A 22,390-nucleotide genomic window follows, 5' to 3' on the forward strand; every position below is an offset into this window, starting at 1 on the left:
GGAAACCTATGAAGCTTCAACAACTGCGCTACATCTGGGAAGTGGCGCACCACGACCTCAACGTCTCCGCGACGGCGCAGAGCCTGTATACCTCCCAGCCAGGTATCAGCAAGCAGATCCGCCTGCTCGAGGATGAGCTGGGTGTTGAAGTCTTTGCCCGCAGCGGCAAGCACCTGACCCGCGTCACCCCGGCCGGTGAGCGCATCATCAATACTGCTGGCGAGATCCTGCGCAAGGTCGAGAGCATCAAGCAGATCGCCCAGGAATTCTCCAACGAGAAGAAGGGCACCCTGTCCATCGCCACCACCCACACCCAGGCACGCTATGCGCTGCCGCCGGTGATCAGCAGTTTCATCAAGCAGTATCCGGAAGTGGCCCTGCACATGCACCAGGGCTCGCCCATGCAGATTGCCGAGATGGCCGCTGATGGCACTGTCGACTTCGCCATTGCCACCGAGGCGCTGGAGCTGTTCGGCGACCTGATCATGATGCCGTGCTACAAGTGGAACCGCTGCGTCGTGGTACCACAGGGGCACCCGCTGACCAAGCTGCCGAAGCTGACCCTGGAAGCGGTCGCCGAATACCCTATCGTTACCTACGTGTTCGGCTTCACTGGCCGTTCGAAGCTGGACGAGGCTTTCAACCATCGCGGCCTGACGCCGAAGGTCGTGTTCACCGCAGCGGATGCCGACGTGATCAAGACTTACGTGCGCCTGGGGTTGGGTGTCGGTATCGTCGCCAAGATGGCAGTCGACACCAAGCTCGACAGCGACCTGGTGGCCCTGGATGCCAGCGAGTTGTTCGAGGCCAGCATCACCAAGATCGGCTTCCGCCGTGGCACCTTCCTGCGTGGCTTCATGTGCGACTTCATCGAGAAGTTTGCCCCGCACCTGACCCGTGAAGTGATGGCCAAGGCCATTCAGTGCCATAACAAGCAGGAGCTCGAAGAGCTGTTCGACGGCGTCGAGCTGCCGGTGCACTGAAAGCAGCTTCAAGCTTGAAGCTTCAAGCTTCAAGCTTCAAGAAAGAGCAGGCCGTGCGCGGGCTGCTCTTTTTTTCTTGCAGCTTGCGACTTGTGACTAGACGCTGCTTCAAGCCTTGCTGATCAGGTTGCCAGCGTGCAGCCCGCATTCCTTCTGGGTTGACTCTTCCCACCACCAGCGGCCTTCGCGCTCATGCTGGTTCGGCAACACCGGGCGTGTGCACGGCTCGCAGCCAATGCTGATGAAGCCGCGTTCGTGCAGGCTGTTGTAAGGCAGTTCGAGCATGCGAATGTAGCCCCAGACTTCTTCACTGCTCATCTGTGCCAGCGGGTTGAACTTGTACAGCGTACGCTCGGGGGTCGAGAAGGCGCTGTCGATTTCCAATGCCGCCACCTGGCTGCGGGTGCCCGGGCTCTGGTCTCGGCGTTGGCCGGTGGCCCAGGCACTTACCGTGGCCAGTTTGCGGCGCAAAGGCTCGATCTTGCGGATGCCGCAGCACTCGCCATGGCCATCCTTGTAAAAGCTGAACAGGCCCTTTTCCTTGACGAACGGGTCGAGCTTGCTGCGATCGGGGCTGAGCAGTTCGATCGGCAGGTTGTACTGCTCGCGGACCTGGTCGATGAACCGGTAGGTTTCCGGATGCAGGCGGCCGGTGTCTAGGCTGAACACCTTGACCTGCTTGTTCAGCTTCCAGGCCATGTCGACCAGTACCACGTCTTCGGCGCCGCTGAAAGAAATCCACAAGTCGTCGCCGAAGTGTTCGAAGGCGAGCTTGAGGATGTCCTGCGGGGACTTGTTGGCATAGGTCGCGGCGAGGGCGGCGACGTCGAAGGGTTGGCTCATCAGGCGGTTTCCATCTTGGCTGTGGCGCTCTGCGCTCGTAATAGGGTGATGGTAACAAAAAATACGGGGTTAGACGCCCGGCATAGGGGCTTGTGGCGCCGGGTCAGAGCTGTTGCAGGGTTTGCATCAGCACCCGTACCTTGGCAATCGACTCTTCATACTCCGCCTCCCAGTTCGAATCTGCCACCACCGCGCCACCTCCCCAACAGCTGACGTGCCCATCCTTGACCAGCAAGCTGCGAATGGCGATCGAGCTGTCCATTTCGCCGCGTACGTCGATGTACAGCAGCGAGCCGCAATACAGGGCGCGGCGGGTAGGCTCCAGTTCGTCGATGATCTGCATGGCGCGGATCTTGGGTGCCCCGGTGATCGAGCCGCCTGGGAAGCTGTCGCCGATGAGGTCCAGGGCATCCTTGTCGCTGGCCAGTTGCCCGGTGATGCTGCTGACCAGGTGATGCACGTTGGGGTAGCTTTCCAGGCTGAACAGCTCGGGCACCTTGACCGAACCGATCTGGCAGGTGCGGCCCAGGTCGTTGCGCAGCAGGTCGACGATCATCAGGTTTTCCGAGCGGTCCTTGGGGCTGTGCAGCAGCTCTTCGGCATTGCGGGCGTCTTCGTCCGGGTCGCTTGCGCGCGGGCGGGTGCCTTTGATCGGGCGGGTCTCGACCAGCCCCTGGCTGACGCGGATGAAGCGCTCCGGGGAAAAGCTCAGCAGTGCGCTGCCATCGGCCAGTTGCTGGTAGCCGGAGAACGGCGTTGGGCACGCCTTGCGCAGCGCCTGATAGGCGCGCCACGGGTCGCCTTCGCAGGGGGCGCGGAAACGTTGTGTCAGGTTGATCTGGTAGCAATCGCCGGCCTGGATATACCGCTGTACCTGGTTGAACGCTGCCTCGTATTGCGCGGGTTGCAAATCGCCCTTCATGGCGGCGAGCAGGTGGAACTTGCCACCCGCAGGGGCATCCGCTGCGTGGAACAGGGTGATCAGGCGCTCGCGCTCGTCAGCTGCAAGGTGGGGGTGGAACACCAGTTGGCTGGTGCCTAACTGGTGATCGGTCACCAGCGCCCAGTCATACAGCCCCAGCTGGGCATCGGGCAGGTTGAGGTCGTCTGCGGCGAGGCTGGGCAGTTGCTCCAGGCGGCGGCCGAAGTCGTAGCTGAGGTAGCCGATCAGGCCGCCGGCAAACGGCAACTGCACCCCATTGGGCAATTCGGCGTGGCCGAGTTGCGCCAGCCCTGCACGCAGGCGTTGGAGGAACGCGCGGCCGTCCTCGTCTGTTTGCGCTTGCAGATAGTGCAAGGGCCAGGCGCTCAACAAGTCATAGCGCCCGCGTTCGGCGCCGGGGCGGGCGCTGTCGAGCAGGATCGCGCCGGGTGCCTGGCGCAGGCGGGCGAAATAGGCAGCGGGATCAGGCTGGTAGGGCAGGGGGTAGAGCGTACAGGTCGGCATCAGTGTGGACGGCGATGTAAAAGCGAGGGGGGCGATTGTAGACCTGTGTAGGAAAAGCGCCTAGCGCTGGGCGCGACATTAAACCTTTCGATTGCGCGCCGGTGCCGCTATACAGGCTTTCGCAGGTGAGCCCGCGAAGGTCTGTATAGCGGCAGGCTGTCAGTGCGGATGCACGTGCCCGAACAGCCCTTGCGATACGCGAACACGCTGTTCGGCATCTTCGGTCAGGCCATCCTTGGCCAGTGCTTCAATGTGCGCCTCGATGGCATGGGTGCGCTGGGTCAGCCCGCAGTCGTTGGCAATCTGGATGTTCAGGCCCGGGCGGGCATTGAGTTCCAGGATCAGCGGCCCCTTCTCCTGGTCCAGCACCATGTCGACACCGATGTAGCCCAGGCCGCACAGCTCGTAGCAGCCGGCTGCGAGCTTCATGAAGCCATCCCAGTTGGGCAACTGAACGCCGTCCACCGCATTGGTGGTGTCCGGGTGCTTGCTGATGATGTTGTTCAGCCAGGTGCCACGCAGCGTCACGCCGGTTGCCAGGTCGACACCCACGCCGATGGCGCCCTGGTGCAGGTTGGCCTTGCCGCCGGACTGGCGCGTCGGCAGGCGCAGCATGGCCATGACCGGGTAGCCCATCAGCACGATGATGCGGATGTCCGGTACGCCTTCGTAGCTGATGCTCTTGAAGATCTGGTCCGGTGTCACCCGGTATTCGATCAGCGCACGGTCGCGGTGGCCGCCGAGTGAATACAGGCCGGTCAGGATGCTCGAGACCTGATGCTCGATCTCTTCGTGGCTGATGATCTTGCCCGACACCGTGCGGTAACGGTCTTCGAAGCGATCGGCGATCACCAGGATGCCGTCACCGCCGGCGCCTTGCGCCGGCTTGATGACGAAATCACTGCGCCCGCCAATGATCTGGTCGAGCTTTTCGATCTCTTTCTCGGTCTCGATGACGCCGTACATTTCCGGCACATGGATGCCCGCTGCGAGTGCGCGCTCCTTGGTGATGATCTTGTCGTCGACGATCGGGTACAGGTGGCGCTTGTTGTACTTCAGGACATAGTCCGCGTTGCGCCGGTTGATACCCATGATGCCCCGGGCCTCCAGGGCTTTCCAGGTCTTGATCAGTCCGAACATCAGGCGTCAGCCTTCTTCAGGAACGCTTTGAAGCGAACGAGCTCGGTCAGGCGGTAGCCGCGGTAGCGGCCCATCGCCAGCATGAAGCCCACCAGGATCAGCAGCACCGCCGGGAAGGTGAAGACGAAGTACACCAGCTCCGGCACCATCATCAACAGGTGCGCCACGGACGCTGCGAACAGGGTGCCGATAGCCACTTTCATGGCATGGCCGCCGCCGCGCTCTTCCCAGGTGATCGACAGGCGTTCGATGGTCATGGTCAGAATCACCATCGGGAACAGCGCCACCGACAGCCCGCGCTCCAGGCCCAGCTTGTGGCTGAACAGGCTGATGGCGGCGATCAGCACCACCACGAAGGTCAGCACCACCGACAGGCGTGGCAGCATCTGCAGCTTGAGGTGTTCAAGGTACGAGCGCAGTGACAGGCCCAGCGCCGTGATCACCGTGAACAGCACGATGCCGAAGCCCAACTGGGTTTCACGGAAGGCCAGGGCAATCAGTACCGGGGTGAAGGTACCCAGGGTCTGCAGGCCGATCAGGTTGCGCAGGACCAGAATCACCAGCACGCCGATCGGGATCATCACCATGATCATGAAGGTCTGCTGGGTCTGCAGCGGCAGGCTGTACAGCGAGTATTCGAGGAAGTCGGCGTCGGTGTTCTCGTCGGTCAGCTTGGCCAGGCGGATGGCGTTCATCTCGCTGTTGTTCATGCTGAAGGTGACGTTGGCTTTCTTGCCACCATCGACGCTGATCAGGTTGTCGTCACCGGTCCACCACAGCAGGCGGTCGCTGGGCAGGCCCTGCTCGCCGGTGTCCGGGTTGAAGTACAGCCAGTCGTTGCCGTTGAAGCTGCGCAGCCACAGCTCCGGGGTCTGCGGGGTGTCGGCGACCAGGCGGATGGTGTGGACCTTTTCCATCGGCACGTGGGCAATGGACAGCAGCAGGTCGATGACCTGGGCTTTCTTCATGGCCGAGGTGTCGCCGGCCAGCAGCAGCTTGACGTTGTCGTCGTTGAGGTTGTTGACCCGCTTGATGGTCTCGCTGACGAAGGTCTCGACGTCGGCCGAATGCTGGCGGATCGGCGCCATCAGGGCTTCGGCGGCGATTTTCTCGGGGCCTTCGACAGCCAGGCTGTCACGGAAGGTCGGGCCTTTGACGGTGGTCTTCTCGTTGCTGTAGCGCTTGGTCAGCACCAGGCGGTAGTAGAGGGTCTGGTTGCCGCTGGCGCGGCGTGCCGACCAGGTCACCTTGCGGTTGCCGTCGGCACGGTTGACGCTCACCCCGTAGTTGTTGGAGATGAAGCTCTCGTTGAGGCTGACGTAGTCGCGGTTCAGCGGCGGGACGAACATCTGCACCTTGACCGGGTCTTTGGTGCTGGCCACGAACTCGACCTTGGCGTCGATGTTCCACAGATCGTCGGTTTCATCTTCGGTCACCGGGATGCCGAGGAAGAAGATCTGATAAGCCGTGACCGCCACGCCCAGCAACACCAGCACGGTGATCAGGACTTTCAGATGGAGGGTAAGAGAGCGCATCGGGATTACTCTGCTTTGGGAGCGTCGGTGGCACAGGCAGGTTTGCCGGCCGCGTATTTAAGGCTTGGGTCGACCAGCGCGTCGAAGTGCTTGAGCGCCTCGGAACCGATCAGCAGCGGGAACTGGAACGCGCTGCGGTCGGTGAGGTTGACTTCGATGGTGCGCAGGGCCTGGCCCATGCAGATTTCGAGTTCGATGACCGGGCGCGCGGTATAGGCCTTGCCCGATTCGGCATCGTAGTCGCCTGCCCGTCGCTTGATCTTGCTGACGCGCGCAAGGGGGCGCTCGATCGGATGCGAATGGGCGGCATCGATGGCCAGGTAGAAGCGTACCCAGCTCTCGCCGTTGCGCTTGAAGCGCTTGATGTCGCGGGCGCTGAGCGAGGCGGTCTTGGCGCCGGTGTCGAGCTTGGCGGCCACTTCCAGGTCAAGGTCGCCCAACTGTGCGTATTCGTTGAGACCGTACACGGTCTTGCCCGCCGCTTGGCCGATGGCCGGCAGCAGGGTGAGGCATAGCAGCAATAAAACGGGTGTAAGTCTCATAGTCCTGGCGCGGTACTGTGCAGGGTTCGGGGCAAGGCGACTGGCAACGACTGCGCAAGCTTCCTCGTTCATCTGTCAACAACATGAATAGATGACAGACACGCTATCCATACTCCGTCGGAGGCGCGGCATTCTATCACGCCGACGTCTTGACGCCAGCGCGTCGCGATCTGACAGCGGCCGGGCAGGGTTAGTTCGTTCTTAGACGATTGTCGACAATATTGATTTTGTCTTTGACTGATAGCGCTTAATTAGCTAATTTCTGGCCATGTGATTATCAGGGTGTCGACAATATGCTGGACCTTTCCACTCCCAGCCCCGCGTTGGCAGACGAAACGGAAACCTTGTCCGAAAACGTCTTTCGGCGAATCCAGGCGGCCATCGTCAAGGGCGAGATCGCCCCGGGCAGCAAGATCTCCGAGCCGGAGCTGGCGCGCACCTACGGCATCAGCCGCGGGCCGCTGCGCGAAGCCATCCATCGGCTCGAAGGCCAGCGCCTGCTGGTGCGCGTGCCGCATGTCGGGGCGCGGGTGGTGTCGCTCAACCACGCCGAGCTGATCGAGCTGTACGAAATCCGCGAATCGCTCGAAGGCATGGCCTGCCGCCTGGCCGCCGAGCGCATGAGCCAGGCCGATATCGACGAGCTGCGCCGGGTGCTCGACACCCATGAACGCGATGCGGCGTTCCAGGCTGGTGTCGGCTACTACCAGCAGGAAGGCGACTACGACTTCCACTACCGGATCATCCAGGGCAGCGGCAACCAGACCCTGGTCAAGATGCTCTGCGGCGAGCTGTACCAACTGGTGCGCATGTACCGCATCCAGTTCTCCGCCACGCCCAATCGGCCGCGCCAGGCGTTTGCCGAGCACCACCGGATCCTCGATGCCATCGCCGACCGTGACGGTGAACTGGCCGAACTCCTGATGCGCCGCCACATCGGCGCGTCCAAACGCAACATCGAGCGTCACTACCTGGACGCCAACGACAACAGCCCACGAGGTGATTCATGACTGTGAAGAGCACGCCCGGCCAACGTTTCCGCGACGCGGTTGCCGCCGAACACCCCTTGCAGGTGGTCGGCGCGATCAACGCCAACCATGCCCTGCTGGCCAAACGCGCCGGTTTCAAGGCCATCTACCTGTCCGGTGGCGGTGTTGCTGCCGGCTCGCTCGGCCTGCCGGACCTGGGTATCAGCGGCCTGGACGATGTGCTCACCGACGTGCGCCGCATCACCGATGTCTGCGACCTGCCGCTGCTGGTGGATGTCGATACCGGTTTTGGCGCCTCGGCGTTCAACGTGGCACGTACGGTGCGATCGATGTGCAAGTTCGGCGCTGCCGCCATCCATATCGAGGACCAGGTGGGTGCCAAGCGCTGCGGCCATCGCCCGAACAAGGAAATCGTCACCCAGCAGGAGATGGTCGACCGGATCAAGGCCGCCGTCGATGCGCGTACCGATGACAGTTTCGTGATCATGGCGCGTACCGACGCCCTGGCCGTCGAAGGCCTGAATGCTGCCCTGGACCGCGCCGCTGCCTGCGTCGAGGCGGGCGCCGACATGATCTTCCCGGAGGCCATCACCGAGCTTTCGATGTACAAGACCTTCGCTGACCGCGTGAAGGCGCCGATCCTGGCCAATATCACCGAATTCGGTGCCACGCCGCTGTACACCACCGAAGAGCTGGCGTCGGTCGACGTGTCGCTGGTGCTGTACCCGCTGTCGGCCTTCCGGGCCATGAACAAGGCGGCCGAAAATGTGTACACCGCGCTGCGTCGCGACGGCACCCAGAAGAACGTGATCGATACCATGCAAACCCGCATGGAGCTCTATGACGCCATTGGTTATCACGCCTTCGAGCAGAGCCTCGATGCGTTGTTTGCGCAGAAGAAAGGATAAGTGATGGTGCTGGCCCCCTTTGGCAGCGGGTTTAGCCGCGAACAGGCCGGCACAGGCACGCCGAATTAGCCAGAAAGCAATCCATAACAAATTCAAGAAAGGAGAAACACCATGGCCGAAGCAAAAGTACTCAGTGGCGCAGGCCTGCGTGGCCAGGTGGCCGGCCAGACCGCGCTGTCGACCGTCGGGCAGGCCGGTGCCGGCCTGACTTACCGCGGCTACGATGTCCGTGACCTGGCGGCTGGGGCGGAGTTCGAGGAAGTGGCCTATCTGCTGTTGTACGGCGAACTGCCAAGCAGCGCCGAGCTGGCCGAGTACAAGCACAAGCTCAAGGGCCTGCGTGACCTGCCGCAAGCCCTCAAGGAAGTGCTCGAGCGCATCCCGCGCGACGCCCATCCGATGGACGTGATGCGCACCGGCTGTTCGCTGCTGGGTACCCTGGAGCCGGAACTGACCTTCGACGCCCAGCACGACAAGACCGACCGCCTGCTGGCGCTGTTCCCGGCGGTCATGTGCTATTGGTACCGCTTCACCCACCATGGCGTGCGCATCGATTGCACCAGCGATGAAGACACCCTGGGCGGGCATTTCCTGCACCTGCTGCACGGCAAGAAGCCCAGCGAATTGCACGTCAAAGTGATGAACGTGTCGCTGATCCTCTACGCCGAGCACGAGTTCAACGCATCGACCTTCACCGCGCGCGTGTGCGCTTCGACCCTGTCCGACCTGTACTCCTGCATCACCGCTGCCATTGGCTCGCTGCGCGGCCCACTGCATGGCGGTGCCAACGAAGCGGCGATGGAGCTGATCGAGCGCTTCCAGAGCCCGCAGGACGCGACGGCCGAACTGCTGAGGATGCTGGAGCGCAAGGACAAGATCATGGGCTTCGGCCATGCCATCTACAAAGAGTCCGACCCGCGCAACGAGGTGATCAAGGGCTGGTCGAAGCAGCTGGCCGACGAGGTCGGCGACAAGGTGCTGTACCCGGTTTCCGAAGCCATCGACAGGACCATGTGGGAGCAGAAACGCCTGTTCCCCAATGCTGACTTCTACCACGCGTCGGCGTACCACTTCATGGGCATCCCGACCAAGCTGTTTACCCCGATCTTCGTTTGCTCGCGCCTGACCGGCTGGGCGGCGCATGTTTTCGAGCAGCGTGCCAACAACCGCATCATCCGCCCGAGCGCCGAGTATGTCGGCGTCGAACAGCGCCAGTTCGTGCCGATCGAACAGCGTTGAGTTGAAGGCCGTTGCGGGCTGTAACGCAGCCCCGACGGCCAGACCTACCGACTACCGTGACCGAGCCTGATAACTATATGAACACCGCATACCGCAAGAATCTGCCAGGCACCGACCTGGACTACTTCGATGCCCGCGCGGCGGTCGAGGCGATCAAGCCCGGCGCCTACGACGGCCTGCCGTACACCTCCCGCGTGCTCGCCGAAAACCTGGTGCGCCGCTGCGACCCGAGCACCCTCGACGCCTCCCTGGCTCAGTTGATCGAGCGCAAGCGCGATCTCGACTTCCCCTGGTTCCCGGCCCGTGTGGTGTGCCACGACATCCTCGGCCAGACTGCCCTGGTCGACCTGGCCGGCCTGCGTGACGCCATTGCCGACAAGGGCGGTGACCCGGCTCAGGTCAACCCGGTGGTGCCGGTGCAACTGATCGTCGACCATTCCCTGGCCGTCGAGTGTGGTGGTTTCGACCCGCAGGCGTTCGAGAAAAACCGCGCCATCGAAGACCGCCGCAACGAAGACCGTTTCCATTTCATCAACTGGACCAAGAAGGCGTTCAAGAACGTCGATGTGATCCAGCCGGGCAACGGCATCATGCACCAGATCAACCTGGAGAAGATGTCGCCGGTCATCCACAGCGACCGCGGCGTGGCCTACCCGGACACCTGTGTCGGCACCGACAGCCACACCCCGCATGTCGACGCCCTGGGCGTGATCGCCATCGGTGTCGGCGGCCTGGAAGCCGAGAACGTGATGCTCGGCCGTGCCTCGTGGATGCGCCTGCCGGAAATCGTCGGCGTCGAGCTGACCGGCAAGCTGGCGCCGAACATCACCGCCACCGATCTGGTGCTGGCCCTGACCGAATTCCTGCGTAAACAGAAAGTCGTCGGTGCCTATCTGGAATTCCACGGCGAGGGCGCCCGCGCCCTGACCCTGGGCGACCGTGCGACCATCTCCAACATGGCCCCGGAATATGGCGCCACTGCAGCGATGTTCGCCATCGACCAGCAGACCATCGACTACCTGAAGCTGACCGGCCGCGAGGATCAGCAGGTCAAGCTGGTAGAAACCTACGCCAAGACCGCCGGCCTATGGGCCGACAGCCTGGGCGGCGCCGTCTACGAGCGCACCCTGAGCTTCGACCTGTCGAGCGTGGTGCGCAATATGGCCGGCCCATCCAACCCGCACGCCCGCGTTGCCACCAGCGAGCTGGCGGCCAAGGGCATCGCCGGGGCCTGGGAGGAAGTGCCCGGGCAAATGCCGGACGGCGCGGTCATCATCGCCGCCATCACCAGTTGCACCAACACCAGCAACCCGCGCAACGTGATAGCCGCAGGCCTTCTGGCACGCAATGCCAACAAGCTCGGCCTGGCGCGCAAACCTTGGGTCAAGTCTTCGCTGGCGCCGGGCTCCAAGGCGGTGCAGCTGTACCTGGAAGAAGCGGGGCTGGAGAAAGAGCTGGAGCAGATGGGCTTTGGCATCGTCGCTTTCGCCTGCACCACCTGCAACGGCATGTCCGGTGCATTGGACCCGGTGATTCAGCAGGAGATCGTCGACCGCGACCTGTATGCCACTGCCGTGCTGTCGGGCAACCGCAACTTCGACGGGCGCATCCACCCTTACGCCAAGCAGGCCTTCCTGGCCTCGCCGCCGCTCGTGGTGGCCTATGCCATCGCCGGTACTATCCGCTTCGACATCGAAAAAGACGTTCTGGGGGTGGTCGACGGCCAGGAAATCCGCCTCAAGGATATCTGGCCGAGCGATGAAGAGATCGATGCCGTGGTGCGTGCGGCGGTCAAGCCGGAGCAGTTCCGCAAGGTCTACATCCCGATGTTCGCCATCGAGGAGGACCGCGGGCCGAAGGTTGCGCCGCTGTATGAGTGGCGCCCGATGAGCACCTACATCCGCCGTCCGCCGTACTGGGAAGGTGCCCTGGCCGGTGAGCGCAGCCTGCGTGGCATGCGCCCGTTGGCGGTGCTGCCGGACAACATCACCACCGATCACTTGTCGCCGTCCAACGCCATCATGCTGGACAGTGCGGCGGGTGAATACCTGGCGAAGATGGGCCTGCCGGAAGAGGACTTCAACTCCTACGCCACTCACCGTGGCGACCACCTGACTGCGCAGCGCGCCACCTTCGCCAACCCCAAGCTGTTCAACGAAATGGTGCGCAAGGAAGATGGCAGTGTGAAGCAGGGCTCGCTGACGCGTCTGGAGCCAGAAGGCAAGGTGACCCGCATGTGGGAGGCGATCGAAACCTACATGGAGCGCAAGCAGCCGCTGATCATTGTTGCCGGTGCCGACTACGGCCAGGGCTCGTCGCGTGACTGGGCAGCCAAGGGCGTGCGCCTGGCCGGTGTCGAGGCGATCGTCGCCGAAGGCTTCGAACGGATCCACCGTACCAACCTGGTGGGCATGGGCGTGCTGCCGCTGGAGTTCAAGCCGGGGACCGACCGCAATACCTTGGCGCTCGATGGCAGCGAGACCTACGATGTGCTGGGCCAGCGCACGCCACGCGCGACCCTGACCCTGGTGGTGACGCGTCGCAGCGGTGAGCGGGTCGAGGTGCCGGTGACTTGCCGCCTGGATACTGCCGAGGAAGTGTCGATCTACGAGGCGGGTGGGGTGCTGCAGCGCTTTGCCCAGGACTTCCTCGAAGCCTCCGCTTGACGGCTGGGGCCGCGCAGCGGCCCCAAGGGTTATTGCATTTTCAGACAGGACGGCACAGCAATGGCACATGCAGCACAAATCAAGATCCCCGCCACCTACATCCGTGGCGGTACCAGCAAGGGCGTATTCTTCCGCCTGCAAGACCTGCCCGAACAGGCGCAGGTCCCGGGCCCAGCCCGGGATGCGCTGCTGTTGCGGGTCATTGGCAGCCCGGACCCCTACGGCAAGCAGATCGACGGCATGGGCGGCGCCACTTCGAGCACCAGCAAGACGGTGATTCTTTCGCGCAGCATCAAGCCCGAGCACGATGTCGACTACCTGTTCGGCCAGGTTAGCATCGACAAGGCTTTCGTCGACTGGAGCGGTAACTGCGGCAACCTGTCTGCCGCTGTCGGCTCGTTCGCCATCAGCAGCGGCCTGGTGGATCCGTCGCGCCTGCCGCGCAACGGCATGGCCACCGTGCGGATCTGGCAGGCCAACATCGGCAAGACCATCGTCGCCCAGGTACCGATCACCGAAGGTGAAGTTCAGGAAACGGGCGATTTCGAGCTCGATGGCGTGACCTTTCCGGCCGCCGAGGTGCAGTTGGAGTTCCTCGACCCGGCTGCCGATGAAGACGGCGACGGGGGCTCGATGTTCCCCACCGGCAACCTGGTGGACGACTTGGAAGTGCCCGGTGTGGGTACCTTCAAGGCGACCCTGATCAATGCAGGGATCCCGACCATCTTCATCAATGCGGGCGATATCGGCTACACCGGTACCGAGCTGCAGGACGCGATCAACGGCGACCCGCAAGCGCTGCTGCGGTTCGAGACCCTTCGCGCCTATGGCGCCGTGCGCATGGGCCTGATCGAGCATGTCGACCAGGCGGCCGGGCGTCAGCACACACCGAAAGTGGCCTTCGTCGCCCCGCCGACCACCTACACTGCGTCGAGTGGCAAGGTTGTCGCGGCGGCTGACATCGACCTGCTGGTGCGTGCGTTGTCCATGGGCAAGCTGCACCACGCAATGATGGGCACTGCCGCAGTGGCCATCGGTACCGCTGCTGCCATTCCGGGCACGCTGGTCAACCTCGCCGCAGGCGGGGGTGAGCGCAGTGCCGTGCGTTTCGGCCACCCCTCGGGCACCTTGCGGGTGGGCGCCGAAGCGCGTCAGGTGAAGGGCGAGTGGACGGTGACCAAGGCAATCATGAGCCGCAGTGCTCGCGTGCTGATGGAAGGCTGGGTGAGGGTGCCCGGCGATAGCTTCTGATGCACCATTGGCGCTCGGCTTCGAGCGGGGCTGCACAGCAGCCTCAGTACTTCTGAAGGGAGCAGATGATGAGCGCCAACGTAGACCTCAACGAGCGCCCGGACTACGACCGGGTGCTGCAAACCCTCGCCGACTATGTCCTGACCTACCGGGTCGAATCCCCCGAGGCGCTGGACACCGCGCGCAACTGCCTGATGGATACCCTGGGCTGCGGCCTGCTGGCCCTGCGCTTTCCTGAATGTACCAAGCACCTTGGCCCGCTGGTGGAAGGCACCGTGGTACCTGACGGCGCCCGTGTGCCCGGCACCGCGTATCGGCTGGACCCAGTCAAGGCCGCCTGGGATATCGGCTGCATCGTGCGCTGGCTGGACTACAACGACACCTGGCTGGCCGCCGAGTGGGCGCACCCCTCGGACAACCTTGGCGGCATCCTGGCCGTGGCCGATCACCTGTCGCAAAAACACGTGGCAAAGGGTGAAAGCCCACTGCTCATGCGCGAAGTGCTCGAAGCCATGGTCATGGCTCACGAGATCCAGGGTGTGCTGGCGCTGGAAAACTCCTTCAACCGCGTTGGCCTGGACCACGTGATACTGGTCAAGGTGGCCTCCACGGCCGTGTGCGCAAAGCTGATGGGCGCCACCCGCGAGCAATTGCTCTCGGCGTTGTCCCATGCCTTCGTCGATGGCCAGGCCCTGCGTACCTACCGCCATGCGCCCAACGCCGGTTCGCGCAAGTCCTGGGCGGCGGGCGATGCATCCAGCCGTGGGGTGCGCCTGGCCGATATCGCGCTACGTGGCGAGATGGGCGTGCCGGGTGTGCTGACTGCGCCGCAATGGGGCTTTTACGACGTGTCGTTCAGCCATACCAACAAGGACCTGGCGCTTAAGCCCAGCGCCCAGCAGGAGCTGCGCGTGCCGCAGCCGCTGGCCAGCTATGTGATGGAGAACGTGCTGTTCAAGGTCAGTTTCCCGGCCGAGTTCCACGCGCAGACCGCCTGTGAGGCGGCGGTGAGCCTGCACCCGCAGGTGCGTAATCGCCTGCATGAGGTAGACCGCATCGTCATCACCACCCAGGAATCGGCGATTCGCATCATCTCCAAGGGTGGCCCGCTGGCCAATGCCGCCGACCGCGACCACTGCCTGCAGTACATGGTGGCAGTGCCGCTGATTTTCGGCCATCTGGTGGCTGAGCATTACGAGGATGCCTTTCACGCTGCCCATCCGAGCATCGACCGCCTGCGCGAGAAGATGGAGGTGGTCGAGGACCCGCGCTTCACGCGTGAATACCTGGAAGCTGACAAGCGCTCCATCGCCAACGCCCTGCAGGTGTTCTTCAAGGATGGCAGCAGCACCGAGCAGGTGGTGGTCGAGTACCCGGTCGGGCATCGGCGCAGGCGCAGGGAGGGCATACCCTTGCTGGAGGCGAAGTTCAGGGAAAACCTGGCGACGCGGTTTGCGCGGCAGCGTTGTGAGGCGATTTTCGAGCTGTGCGAGGACCAGCAGAAGCTGGAATCGACGGCGGTGCACAGGTTTGTCGACCTGTTCGTGATCTGAGGTTGCCTTTGCGGGCCTCTTCGCGGGGCAAGCCCGCTCCCACTGGTAGGGTGTCGCCCCTGAGGGCCGAGCGCCCAATAAAAAACCCCGGCATTTCTGCCGGGGTTTTTGTTACTGCTTACCGCTGATTACGCCTGAACCACTGGGATCTTGGCGTTGGCCGCAGCCTCGCGGAACTCGGCGATCTGGTCGAAGCTCAGGTAGCGGTAGACGTCGGCAGCCATGCTGTCGATGTCTTTGGCGTACTGCATGTACTCTTCGACGGTCGGCAGTTTGCCGATGATCGAAGCGACAGCAGCCAGCTCGGCCGATGCCAGGTACACGTTGGTCGCGTCGCCCAGACGGTTCGGGAAGTTACGGGTCGAGGTGGAGACCACGGTCGAACCGGTCTGCACGCGCGCCTGGTTACCCATGCACAGCGAGCAGCCTGGCATTTCCATGCGCGCACCGGCCTTGCCGTAGATGCCGTAGTAGCCTTCTTCGGTCAACTGATGAGCGTCCATCTTGGTTGGCGGAGCCAGCCACAGACGGGTAGGGATGCCACCCTTGACCTTCTCCAGCAACTTGCCGGCAGCGCGGAAGTGGCCGATGTTGGTCATGCACGAACCGATGAACACTTCGTCGATCTTCTCGCCCTGTACCGAAGACAGCAGGCGGGCATCGTCCGGGTCGTTCGGCGCGCAGAGCACAGGCTCCTTGACGTCGGCCAGGTCGATTTCGATGATTTCGGCGTACTCGGCATCGGCGTCGGCCGACAGCAGCTCAGGGTTGGCCAGCCAGGCTTCCATGGCCTGGGCGCGACGCTCCAGGGTACGGGGGTCGCCGTAGCCTTCGCCGATCATCCAGCGCAGCAGGGTGATGTTGGACTTCAGGTACTCGGCGATGGCCTTTTCCGGCAGCTTGATGGTGCAGCCGGCAGCGGAACGCTCGGCCGAGGCGTCGGACAGTTCGAACGCTTGCTCGACGGTCAGCTCGTCCAGGCCTTCGATCTCCAGGATGCGGCCGGAGAAGGCGTTTTTCTTGCCCTTCTTCTCGACGGTCAGCAGGCCGTTCTGGATGGCGTAGTAAGGGATGGCATGCACCAGGTCACGCAGGGTGATGCCGGGTTGCAGTTTGCCCTTGAAGCGCACCAGGATCGACTCTGGCATGTCCAGCGGCATGACGCCGGTGGCGGCGGCGAAGGCCACCAGGCCGGAGCCGGCCGGGAACGAGATGCCGATCGGGAAGCGGGTGTGCGAGTCGCCACCGGTGCCGACGGTGTCAGGCATCAGCATGCGGTTCAGCCAGCTGTGGATGATGCCGTCGCCTGGGCGCAGCGACACGCCGCCACGGGTGCGGATGAAGTCTGGCAGGGTGTGGTGGGTGGTGACGTCGATCGGCTTGGGGTAAGCCGCGGTGTGGCAGAACGACTGCATTACCAGGTCAGCGGAAAAGCCCAGGCACGCCAGGTCTTTCAGCTCGTCGCGGGTCATCGGGCCAGTGGTGTCCTGGGAGCCGACGGTGGTCATCTTCGGCTCGCAGTAGGCACCTGGGCGCACGCCTTGGCCTTCTGGCAGGCCGCACGCGCGGCCAACCATTTTCTGCGCCAGGGTGAAGCCCTTGTCGGATTCGGCAGGCTGCTCTGGTTTCTTGAACAGTTCGGACGCACCCAGGCCCAGTTCGGCGCGGGCTTTTTCGGTCAGGCCACGGCCAACGATCAGCGGGATACGGCCGCCAGCGCGGACTTCGTCCAGCAGTACTTCGGTTTTCAGGGCGAAGTTGGTGACCAGTTCGTCGCTGTCGTGACGGCGCACTTCACCTTTGTACGGGTACACGTCGATGACGTCGCCCATGCCCAGGTTGGTGCAGTCGAACTCGATCGGCAGGGCGCCGGCGTCTTCCATGGTGTTGTAGAAGATCGGGGCGATCTTGGTGCCGAAGCAGAAACCACCAGCGCGCTTGTTCGGCACGTATGGGATGTCGTCGCCGAAGAACCACAGCACCGAGTTGGTGGCTGACTTACGCGAAGAACCGGTACCGACGACGTCACCGACGTAGGCGACCGGGAAGCCTTTGGCCTTGACCGCTTCGATCTGCTCCAGCGGGCCGACCGAACCTGGCTGCTGCGGTTCGATACCGTCGCGGGCCATTTTCAGCATGGCCAGGGCGTGCAGCGGGATGTCAGGGCGCGACCAGGCATCCGGGGCAGGGGACAGGTCGTCGGTGTTGGTTTCGCCAGGCACCTTGAACACGGTCAGGGTGTACTTGTCGGCGATGGCCGGGCGCGTGGTGAACCACTCGCCGGCAGCCCAGGACTCCAGCACGGCCTTGGCGTGGGCGTTGCCCGACTTGGCTTTTTCGGCCACGTCGTGGAAGGCATCGAACATCAGCAGGGTGTGCTTGAGCTGTTCGGCCGCGACGGCGCCCAGTTCGGCGTCATCCAGCAGCGCGACCAGCGTTTCGATGTTGTAGCCGCCCTGCATGGTGCCCAGCAGCTCGGTGGCGTGCTTGCGGTCGATCAGTGGCGACTTGGCTTCGCCCTTGGCTACGGCGGAGAGGAAAGCGGCCTTGACGTAGGCAGCTTCGTCGACCCCTGGCGGTACGCGGTTGGTGATCAGGTCTACGAGGAAGGCTTCTTCGCCGGCCGGCGGGTTTTTCAGCAGCTCGACCAGGCCTGCAGTTTGTTCGGCGTTCAGCGGCTGGGGCACGATACCCAGGGCGGCACGCTCTTCGATGTGTTTGCGGTAGGCTTCAAGCACAGTTATTACCCTCATCAGTGGTCCCTAAAGGGAGTCCGGGACGCTCATCCAGCATTCCATGCACCCATGCGCAATCACGGCTTCTTGGGCCGCCCAGCCAGGGTCGCAGAGAATCCTTACAGAAGCTGCTTTCAAAGTTTTACGCCTGCAGAACGGGGAGCTGATGAGGGCTGGCGCGGGCATGCGAGGGTGCATGGCCCGGGCCAACGCCGTTCTACCGGATTAACTGTGCTCGTGACGCTTTGAAAACAGCTTCCAACGGACATTGTTGCCTTGAAAAGGCGGGATGATTCTACGGCAAAAAAAGCCCGAAGGTAAGGCGGCGAACATGACTTTAACGAGTGACCCCGGTTAGACAAAGGGCTAACATGGGCCCGTATTCCTCCGCAAAGCCGTTGTTTTTCATGTCCAACAAGTCCATCAAGACCCCTTGCGTCGGCCTGTGCTCCACGGTGTACGGAGACACGGTATGCCGTGGCTGCAAGCGTTTTCACCATGAAGTGATCAACTGGAACGGCTACGACGACGCGCAGAAGCGCGCCGTGTGGTTGCGCCTGGAGCAGTTGCTGGTGCAAGTGATGATGGCCAAGCTGGAAGTCTTCGACAAAAGCCTGCTGCGCCAGCAACTGGAGCAGCGTGCCATCCGTTTTGTCGAACATCAGTCGGAATACTGCTGGGCTTACCAGTTGATCGCCCGTGGGGCGCGGATGATCCGCGACCTGGAAGCGTACGGCATGGTGCTGCTGCCTGAGTTCCGTGACTGGGAACTGCCGCAATTGCGCGATGCCATCGACCGGGAGTTCTTCCTGTTGTCTGAAGCGCACTACCAGCGCTACATCGCTCCGGCGTTCCTTAAGATGGCGATGGAGTGATCGGCTTCCCTCTTATGGTGCTGTGCGCCGCTCATTAGCGTTTCCTGTTTTGCAACTGAGGAAACGCCGGTGAGTACGTTCGTCTTTCAACCTAATTTGTCTTTCAGTGCCCGAATATGTTGGCAGCCAGGCCGTGCCATGATTGACGCTGCGTCCGTTAATGACGGTGGGCTGGAGCCACTTTGGGCCGAGTTGAACGCCGCATCGAAAGGCAAGGAATGGGTCTATGCCGAACACAAGCCCATGTACCCCGAGGGTGATTACGGCGTGCTCAGCGACGTGTTCTGGTTCGGCGTGTACAAAGTGGGGAACCAGTTCGCCTACGAGATCAGGCCTGCTTACGAGGGCGGTAACACTGATGCCTGGCCCAATCTTGAGTACATAATGCAAACCAACTGGGATCGGTGGATGGTGCTGGCACCGACTTCCATCGCGGCAGGCACTCCGAGCAGTGATTTGTGGGTGATCGAGGGCTTCACGCCCGCCAATCTGGCCAGGGGTGTCTGGTACCCAAACCTTGCGCTGCTAAGCCCGGCGGGAAGAAGGCTCAAGCGGTTCAAGCAATTCGGGCGCCAATACCTGGGAGACTGGCATGGGTATGGCGGCAAGATCGCCCTGCTGATCACCCGTTTTCCGGTCCCCCCTCACCGAAGCCCAAAGCCCTGAAGACGGCTGTCAGGGTTCAGCTGCCGCTATATTCACACCCGCTGGTGCAGGTCTCGTGGATACGCACTTTGGACAGCTCCGGCAGTAGCGGCTTTACCTGCTCCCAGATCCACTTGGCGATGACTTCGCTGGTGGGGTTTTCCAGGCCTGGGATGTCGTTCAGGTAGTTGTGGTCCAGTTGCTCGTAGATCGGCTTGAAGATCGCCTTGATCTCGGAAAAATCGCGGATCCAGCCGGTATGCGGGTCGAGCGGGCCGGTCAGGTGCAGGCCAACCTTGAACGAGTGGCCATGCAGCCGGCCGCACTTGTGGCCGGCAGGGACGTGGGGCAGGCGGTGGGCCGATTCGAATGTAAATTCCTTGAAGATTTCCACGCTTTCAAAACTCTGTATGAATCAATAATGCGCGCAGTTTATCATGGCGCCAGCTGTTTTCAGGTTGAATTAAGGACCGCTGGGTAATCTTAACCCCTAGACAACTTGAACATCTCTCAGGAGAGAACCTCATGAAGACTTTGACTGCCCTGTTCGCTGCCGCTGCTCTGGCTGTTGGTACCAACGTTGCCCTGGCCGATGTACCGGCTCACGAAATCAGCGGCCTTGAAAAAGCCGGTACCGTCCAGTCCCTGCAGAAGCTGGCCGAAACGGCCAAGGCAAAACACCCGGGCTCGACCATCACCGATTCGGAGCTCGAGAACGAGTACGGCCGTTACATCCTCAAGGTAGAACTGCGTGATGCGCAAAACGTCGAGTGGGACGTCGATCTGGACGCCAAGACCGGTGAAGTGCTGAAGGACAAACAGGACACCTGATGAAAGCGCTACCGCGAAAGGCTCGCTACCTGGCCCTCGCGCTGATGACTGTCTGTTCGCTGGCGGTTGCCCGTGACCTCGATCAGGATGAAGCCCTTGAGCTGCGGCAAAAGGGCGTCATCCTGCCGCTTGAGCAATTGCTTGACTCAGCCCTGGGGCGTTACCCCGGGGCGCGTCTGCTGGAGGCAGAGCTGGAAGAAAAACACGGACGCTACGAATACGAGGTCGAGCTGTTGACCCCTGCCGGGGTGGTGCGCGAAATCAAGCTGGATGCCCGCAGCGGCGTGCTGCTCAAAGACGAGGAAGACGACTGAATGCGCCTGTTGCTTGTCGAGGACAATGTGCCGCTGGCCGATGAACTGATCGCCGGCCTGCAACGCCACGGCTATGCCGTGGACTGGCTGGCCGACGGCCGTGATGCGGTGTACCAGGGCCAGAGCGAACCCTACGACCTGATTGTCCTCGACCTCGGCCTGCCGGGCTTGCCGGGGCTCGATGTGCTGGCCCAGTGGCGCGCCGGCGGCCTGGCCACGCCGGTGCTGGTGTTGACCGCGCGCGGCTCCTGGGCCGAACGTATCGAGGGCCTGAAGGCTGGGGCCGACGATTACATGAGCAAACCCTTCCACCCGGAAGAGTTGCAGTTGCGCATCCAGGCGTTGCTGCGCCGTGCCCGCGGCCTGGCCAATCAGCCCACCTTGGAAGCTGCCGGCTTGCACCTGGATGAAAGCCGACAGTGCGTGAGCCGTGATGGGGTCGATATTCAGCTGACCGCCGCCGAGTTTCGGCTGCTGCGCTATTTCATGCTGCATCCGCAGCAGATCCTTTCCAAAAGCCACCTGGCCGAACACCTTTACGATGGCGAGACCGAGCGCGACTCCAATGTGCTTGAAGTGCACGTCAATCACCTGCGTCGCAAGTTGGGCCGCAGTGTGATCGAAACCCGTCGCGGTCAAGGCTACATCTACGCCGGGAACGTCGCGTGAAGTCGATCCAGGCGCGCCTGAGCCTGGGGCTGGTGGCGGTGCTGGTGGTGGTTGGCGTGGTGCTGGCGCAGCTCACCCTGTGGTTGTTCGAGGCGGGCCTGCAGCGCTACCTGGAAAACGGCCTGCGCAAGGAAAGCGAGAACCTGCTGGTGGCACTGGTGCGTGGCCCTTCAGGGTTGCAGCTGGATGAGCGGCGTATTTCCGGCGCTTACCAGCGGCCGTTTTCCGGTTATTACTTTCGCATCGACTTTGACCAAGGTACCTGGCGTTCGCGCTCGCTGTGGGACCTGGACATGCCCAGGCCTGCTGCGCCCGGCCTTTCCGATAGCCACGAGCTAGGCCCTGAAGGCCAGCAATTGCTGGCGCTGCGCGCTGACTATCGACGCCTTGGCCAGGACATCTCAATCAGTGTGGCGCAGGATTACTCACCGGTGCGCGAAGGCTTCCGGCGCATGCAGCAGATCGGCCTGGGCATGGGGCTGGTGGCCTTGATACTGGTACTGGTACTGCAGCGCATCACGGTGAAGCGCTCGTTGCGCCCACTGGAGCGAGCCCGTCAGCAGATCGCCCAGTTGCAACAGGGCAAGCGCTCCCAGCTGGATGCCGAAGTACCTGTGGAACTGGCACCGTTGGTGGGGCAGATCAACCATTTGCTGAGCCACACCGAAGACAGCCTGCGCCGCTCGCGCAATGCCCTGGGCAACCTGGGCCATGCGCTGAAGACGCCGTTGGCGGTGCTGCTGAGCCTGGCGTCCAGCGAGCGCTTGCAGGGGCTGCCCGACGTGCGTGAGCAGATGCGCGCACAGCTTGAGCAGATTCAGCAGCGCCTGGCGCGCGAACTCAACCGGGCTCGCCTGGCGGGCGACGCCTTGCCGGGTGCCCAGTTCGACTGCGATGCCGAATTGCCAGGGCTGTTGGGCACGTTGGGGATGATCCACGGTGAAGGCCTGGTGCTTGAGCGGGACGTACCGCCTGGGCTGTTGCTGCCCTGGGATCGCGAAGACGTGCTGGAGCTGCTGGGCAATCTGCTGGACAACGCCTGCAAGTGGGCCGACAGCGAGGTGCGCCTGGGCATCGCGCCGAGTGAAGGGGGTTACCAGCTGTGGGTTGACGATGACGGCCCGGGCATTCCTGAAGCCCAGCGGCTGCAGGTGCTGGAGCGCGGTTCGCGGCTGGATGAACAGGTCGATGGGCATGGTCTGGGGCTGGGCATCGTGCGCGATAT

Annotated in this window: 20 protein-coding genes; 13 read left to right on the forward strand and 7 right to left on the reverse strand. The window is 62.8% G+C overall.

The window, feature by feature from the left end; genetic code table 11:
* Positions 1–8 precede the first annotated feature (8 nt).
* Positions 9–983, forward strand: coding sequence for an HTH-type transcriptional regulator CysB (gene cysB, locus NP534_RS16215; RefSeq protein ID WP_033699078.1), 975 nt, complete (start codon positions 9–11; stop codon positions 981–983).
* A gap of 108 nt (positions 984–1,091) precedes the next feature.
* On the opposite strand, the gene NP534_RS16220 is transcribed toward cysB, so the two are convergent.
* From NP534_RS16220 to rloA, 5 genes are all read right to left on the reverse strand, one after another.
* Positions 1,092–1,826, reverse strand: coding sequence for a phosphoadenylyl-sulfate reductase (locus NP534_RS16220; protein WP_274099379.1), 735 nt, complete (start codon positions 1,824–1,826; stop codon positions 1,092–1,094).
* Positions 1,827–1,929: 103 nt separating this feature from the next.
* Positions 1,930–3,273, reverse strand: coding sequence for an aminodeoxychorismate synthase component I (gene pabB, locus NP534_RS16225; RefSeq protein ID WP_274099380.1), 1,344 nt, complete (start codon positions 3,271–3,273; stop codon positions 1,930–1,932).
* 159 nt (positions 3,274–3,432) lie between these two features.
* Positions 3,433–4,413 (reverse strand): alpha-L-glutamate ligase-like protein, encoded by a 981-nt coding sequence (locus tag NP534_RS16230; protein WP_033699074.1) that lies wholly within the window; start codon positions 4,411–4,413, stop codon positions 3,433–3,435.
* Positions 4,413–5,948: an osmotic stress tolerance membrane protein RloB gene (gene rloB, locus NP534_RS16235; protein WP_274099381.1), complete on the reverse strand. Its 1,536-nt coding sequence runs from the start codon at positions 5,946–5,948 to the stop codon at positions 4,413–4,415. Before rloB ends, NP534_RS16230 begins: the two co-directional genes overlap by 1 nt.
* Before the next feature lie 5 nt (positions 5,949–5,953).
* Positions 5,954–6,490: a retropepsin-like aspartic peptidase RloA gene (gene rloA, locus NP534_RS16240; protein ID WP_033699072.1), complete on the reverse strand. Its 537-nt coding sequence runs from the start codon at positions 6,488–6,490 to the stop codon at positions 5,954–5,956.
* A 293-nt stretch (positions 6,491–6,783) separates the two neighbouring features.
* On the opposite strand from rloA, the gene NP534_RS16245 reads away from it, so the two are divergent.
* The 6 genes from NP534_RS16245 to prpD all read left to right on the forward strand — a co-directional run bounded on the left by NP534_RS16245 (position 6,784) and on the right by prpD (position 15,096).
* A complete protein-coding gene (locus NP534_RS16245; RefSeq protein WP_274099382.1) occupies positions 6,784–7,500 on the forward strand; it encodes a GntR family transcriptional regulator in 717 nt (238 codons plus the stop codon).
* Entirely contained in the window at positions 7,497–8,387 is an 891-nt protein-coding gene (gene prpB / locus NP534_RS16250) for a methylisocitrate lyase (protein ID WP_033699071.1), read from the forward strand. Before NP534_RS16245 ends, prpB begins: the two co-directional genes overlap by 4 nt.
* A gap of 111 nt (positions 8,388–8,498) precedes the next feature.
* The gene (prpC, locus tag NP534_RS16255; RefSeq protein ID WP_274099383.1) at positions 8,499–9,626 is read left to right on the forward strand and encodes a bifunctional 2-methylcitrate synthase/citrate synthase; all 1,128 of its coding nucleotides are present in this window, start codon (positions 8,499–8,501) and stop codon (positions 9,624–9,626) included.
* 77 nt (positions 9,627–9,703) lie between these two features.
* On the forward strand, positions 9,704–12,292 hold the full coding sequence (gene acnD / locus NP534_RS16260) for a Fe/S-dependent 2-methylisocitrate dehydratase AcnD (protein WP_274099384.1): 2,589 nt from the start codon (positions 9,704–9,706) through the stop codon (positions 12,290–12,292).
* A 60-nt stretch (positions 12,293–12,352) separates the two neighbouring features.
* Positions 12,353–13,543, forward strand: a complete 1,191-nt coding sequence (gene prpF / locus NP534_RS16265) for a 2-methylaconitate cis-trans isomerase PrpF (protein ID WP_274099385.1) — start codon at positions 12,353–12,355, stop codon at positions 13,541–13,543.
* A gap of 68 nt (positions 13,544–13,611) precedes the next feature.
* Positions 13,612–15,096 (forward strand): 2-methylcitrate dehydratase, encoded by a 1,485-nt coding sequence (prpD, locus tag NP534_RS16270; protein ID WP_274099386.1) that lies wholly within the window; start codon positions 13,612–13,614, stop codon positions 15,094–15,096.
* Positions 15,097–15,224: 128 nt separating this feature from the next.
* On the opposite strand, the gene acnB is transcribed toward prpD, so the two are convergent.
* Positions 15,225–17,834, reverse strand: coding sequence for a bifunctional aconitate hydratase 2/2-methylisocitrate dehydratase (gene acnB, locus NP534_RS16275; protein ID WP_274099393.1), 2,610 nt, complete (start codon positions 17,832–17,834; stop codon positions 15,225–15,227).
* 404 nt (positions 17,835–18,238) lie between these two features.
* On the opposite strand from acnB, the gene NP534_RS16280 reads away from it, so the two are divergent.
* Both NP534_RS16280 and NP534_RS16285 read left to right on the forward strand, forming a co-directional pair.
* Positions 18,239–18,706, forward strand: a complete 468-nt coding sequence (locus NP534_RS16280) for a DUF1289 domain-containing protein (RefSeq protein ID WP_274099387.1) — start codon at positions 18,239–18,241, stop codon at positions 18,704–18,706.
* 138 nt (positions 18,707–18,844) lie between these two features.
* Positions 18,845–19,372, forward strand: a complete 528-nt coding sequence (locus NP534_RS16285; protein ID WP_274099388.1) for a hypothetical protein — start codon at positions 18,845–18,847, stop codon at positions 19,370–19,372.
* 16 nt (positions 19,373–19,388) lie between these two features.
* Here the strand turns inward: NP534_RS16285 and queD are convergent, their stop codons facing one another.
* Positions 19,389–19,745: a 6-carboxytetrahydropterin synthase QueD gene (queD, locus tag NP534_RS16290; RefSeq protein ID WP_274099389.1), complete on the reverse strand. Its 357-nt coding sequence runs from the start codon at positions 19,743–19,745 to the stop codon at positions 19,389–19,391.
* 131 nt (positions 19,746–19,876) lie between these two features.
* Here queD and NP534_RS16295 point away from each other — a divergent pair, with 131 nt between their 5' ends.
* From NP534_RS16295 to NP534_RS16310, 4 genes are all read left to right on the forward strand, one after another.
* On the forward strand, positions 19,877–20,182 hold the full coding sequence (locus NP534_RS16295) for a PepSY domain-containing protein (RefSeq protein ID WP_274099390.1): 306 nt from the start codon (positions 19,877–19,879) through the stop codon (positions 20,180–20,182).
* On the forward strand, positions 20,182–20,496 hold the full coding sequence (locus NP534_RS16300) for a PepSY domain-containing protein (protein WP_033699057.1): 315 nt from the start codon (positions 20,182–20,184) through the stop codon (positions 20,494–20,496). The genes NP534_RS16295 and NP534_RS16300 overlap by 1 nt, the downstream gene beginning before the upstream one ends.
* On the forward strand, positions 20,497–21,165 hold the full coding sequence (locus NP534_RS16305) for a response regulator transcription factor (RefSeq protein WP_274099391.1): 669 nt from the start codon (positions 20,497–20,499) through the stop codon (positions 21,163–21,165).
* The coding region (locus tag NP534_RS16310) for an ATP-binding protein (protein ID WP_274099392.1) at positions 21,162–22,390 on the forward strand (1,229 nt) is incomplete at its 3' end. The genes NP534_RS16305 and NP534_RS16310, both read left to right, overlap by 4 nt.

Origin of the sequence: Pseudomonas sp. 39004 (genome assembly GCF_028682155.1) — a bacterium.
GTDB lineage: Bacteria > Pseudomonadota > Gammaproteobacteria > Pseudomonadales > Pseudomonadaceae > Aquipseudomonas > Aquipseudomonas capeferrum.

Excerpts from the sequence above, each read along its gene's own strand:
- cysB (WP_033699078.1), top strand. The coding sequence starts at position 9 with ATGAAGCTTCAACAACTGCGCTACATCTGGGAAGTGGCGCACCACGAC.
- NP534_RS16220 (WP_274099379.1), bottom strand. The coding sequence starts at position 1,826 with ATGAGCCAACCCTTCGACGTCGCCGCCCTCGCCGCGACCTATGCCAAC.
- pabB (WP_274099380.1), bottom strand. The coding sequence starts at position 3,273 with ATGCCGACCTGTACGCTCTACCCCCTGCCCTACCAGCCTGATCCCGCT.
- NP534_RS16230 (WP_033699074.1), bottom strand. The coding sequence starts at position 4,413 with ATGTTCGGACTGATCAAGACCTGGAAAGCCCTGGAGGCCCGGGGCATC.
- rloB (WP_274099381.1), bottom strand. The coding sequence starts at position 5,948 with ATGCGCTCTCTTACCCTCCATCTGAAAGTCCTGATCACCGTGCTGGTG.
- rloA (WP_033699072.1), bottom strand. The coding sequence starts at position 6,490 with ATGAGACTTACACCCGTTTTATTGCTGCTATGCCTCACCCTGCTGCCG.
- NP534_RS16245 (WP_274099382.1), top strand. The coding sequence starts at position 6,784 with ATGCTGGACCTTTCCACTCCCAGCCCCGCGTTGGCAGACGAAACGGAA.
- prpB (WP_033699071.1), top strand. The coding sequence starts at position 7,497 with ATGACTGTGAAGAGCACGCCCGGCCAACGTTTCCGCGACGCGGTTGCC.
- prpC (WP_274099383.1), top strand. The coding sequence starts at position 8,499 with ATGGCCGAAGCAAAAGTACTCAGTGGCGCAGGCCTGCGTGGCCAGGTG.
- acnD (WP_274099384.1), top strand. The coding sequence starts at position 9,704 with ATGAACACCGCATACCGCAAGAATCTGCCAGGCACCGACCTGGACTAC.
- prpF (WP_274099385.1), top strand. The coding sequence starts at position 12,353 with ATGGCACATGCAGCACAAATCAAGATCCCCGCCACCTACATCCGTGGC.
- prpD (WP_274099386.1), top strand. The coding sequence starts at position 13,612 with ATGAGCGCCAACGTAGACCTCAACGAGCGCCCGGACTACGACCGGGTG.
- NP534_RS16280 (WP_274099387.1), top strand. The coding sequence starts at position 18,239 with ATGTCCAACAAGTCCATCAAGACCCCTTGCGTCGGCCTGTGCTCCACG.
- NP534_RS16285 (WP_274099388.1), top strand. The coding sequence starts at position 18,845 with ATGATTGACGCTGCGTCCGTTAATGACGGTGGGCTGGAGCCACTTTGG.
- NP534_RS16295 (WP_274099390.1), top strand. The coding sequence starts at position 19,877 with ATGAAGACTTTGACTGCCCTGTTCGCTGCCGCTGCTCTGGCTGTTGGT.
- NP534_RS16300 (WP_033699057.1), top strand. The coding sequence starts at position 20,182 with ATGAAAGCGCTACCGCGAAAGGCTCGCTACCTGGCCCTCGCGCTGATG.
- NP534_RS16305 (WP_274099391.1), top strand. The coding sequence starts at position 20,497 with ATGCGCCTGTTGCTTGTCGAGGACAATGTGCCGCTGGCCGATGAACTG.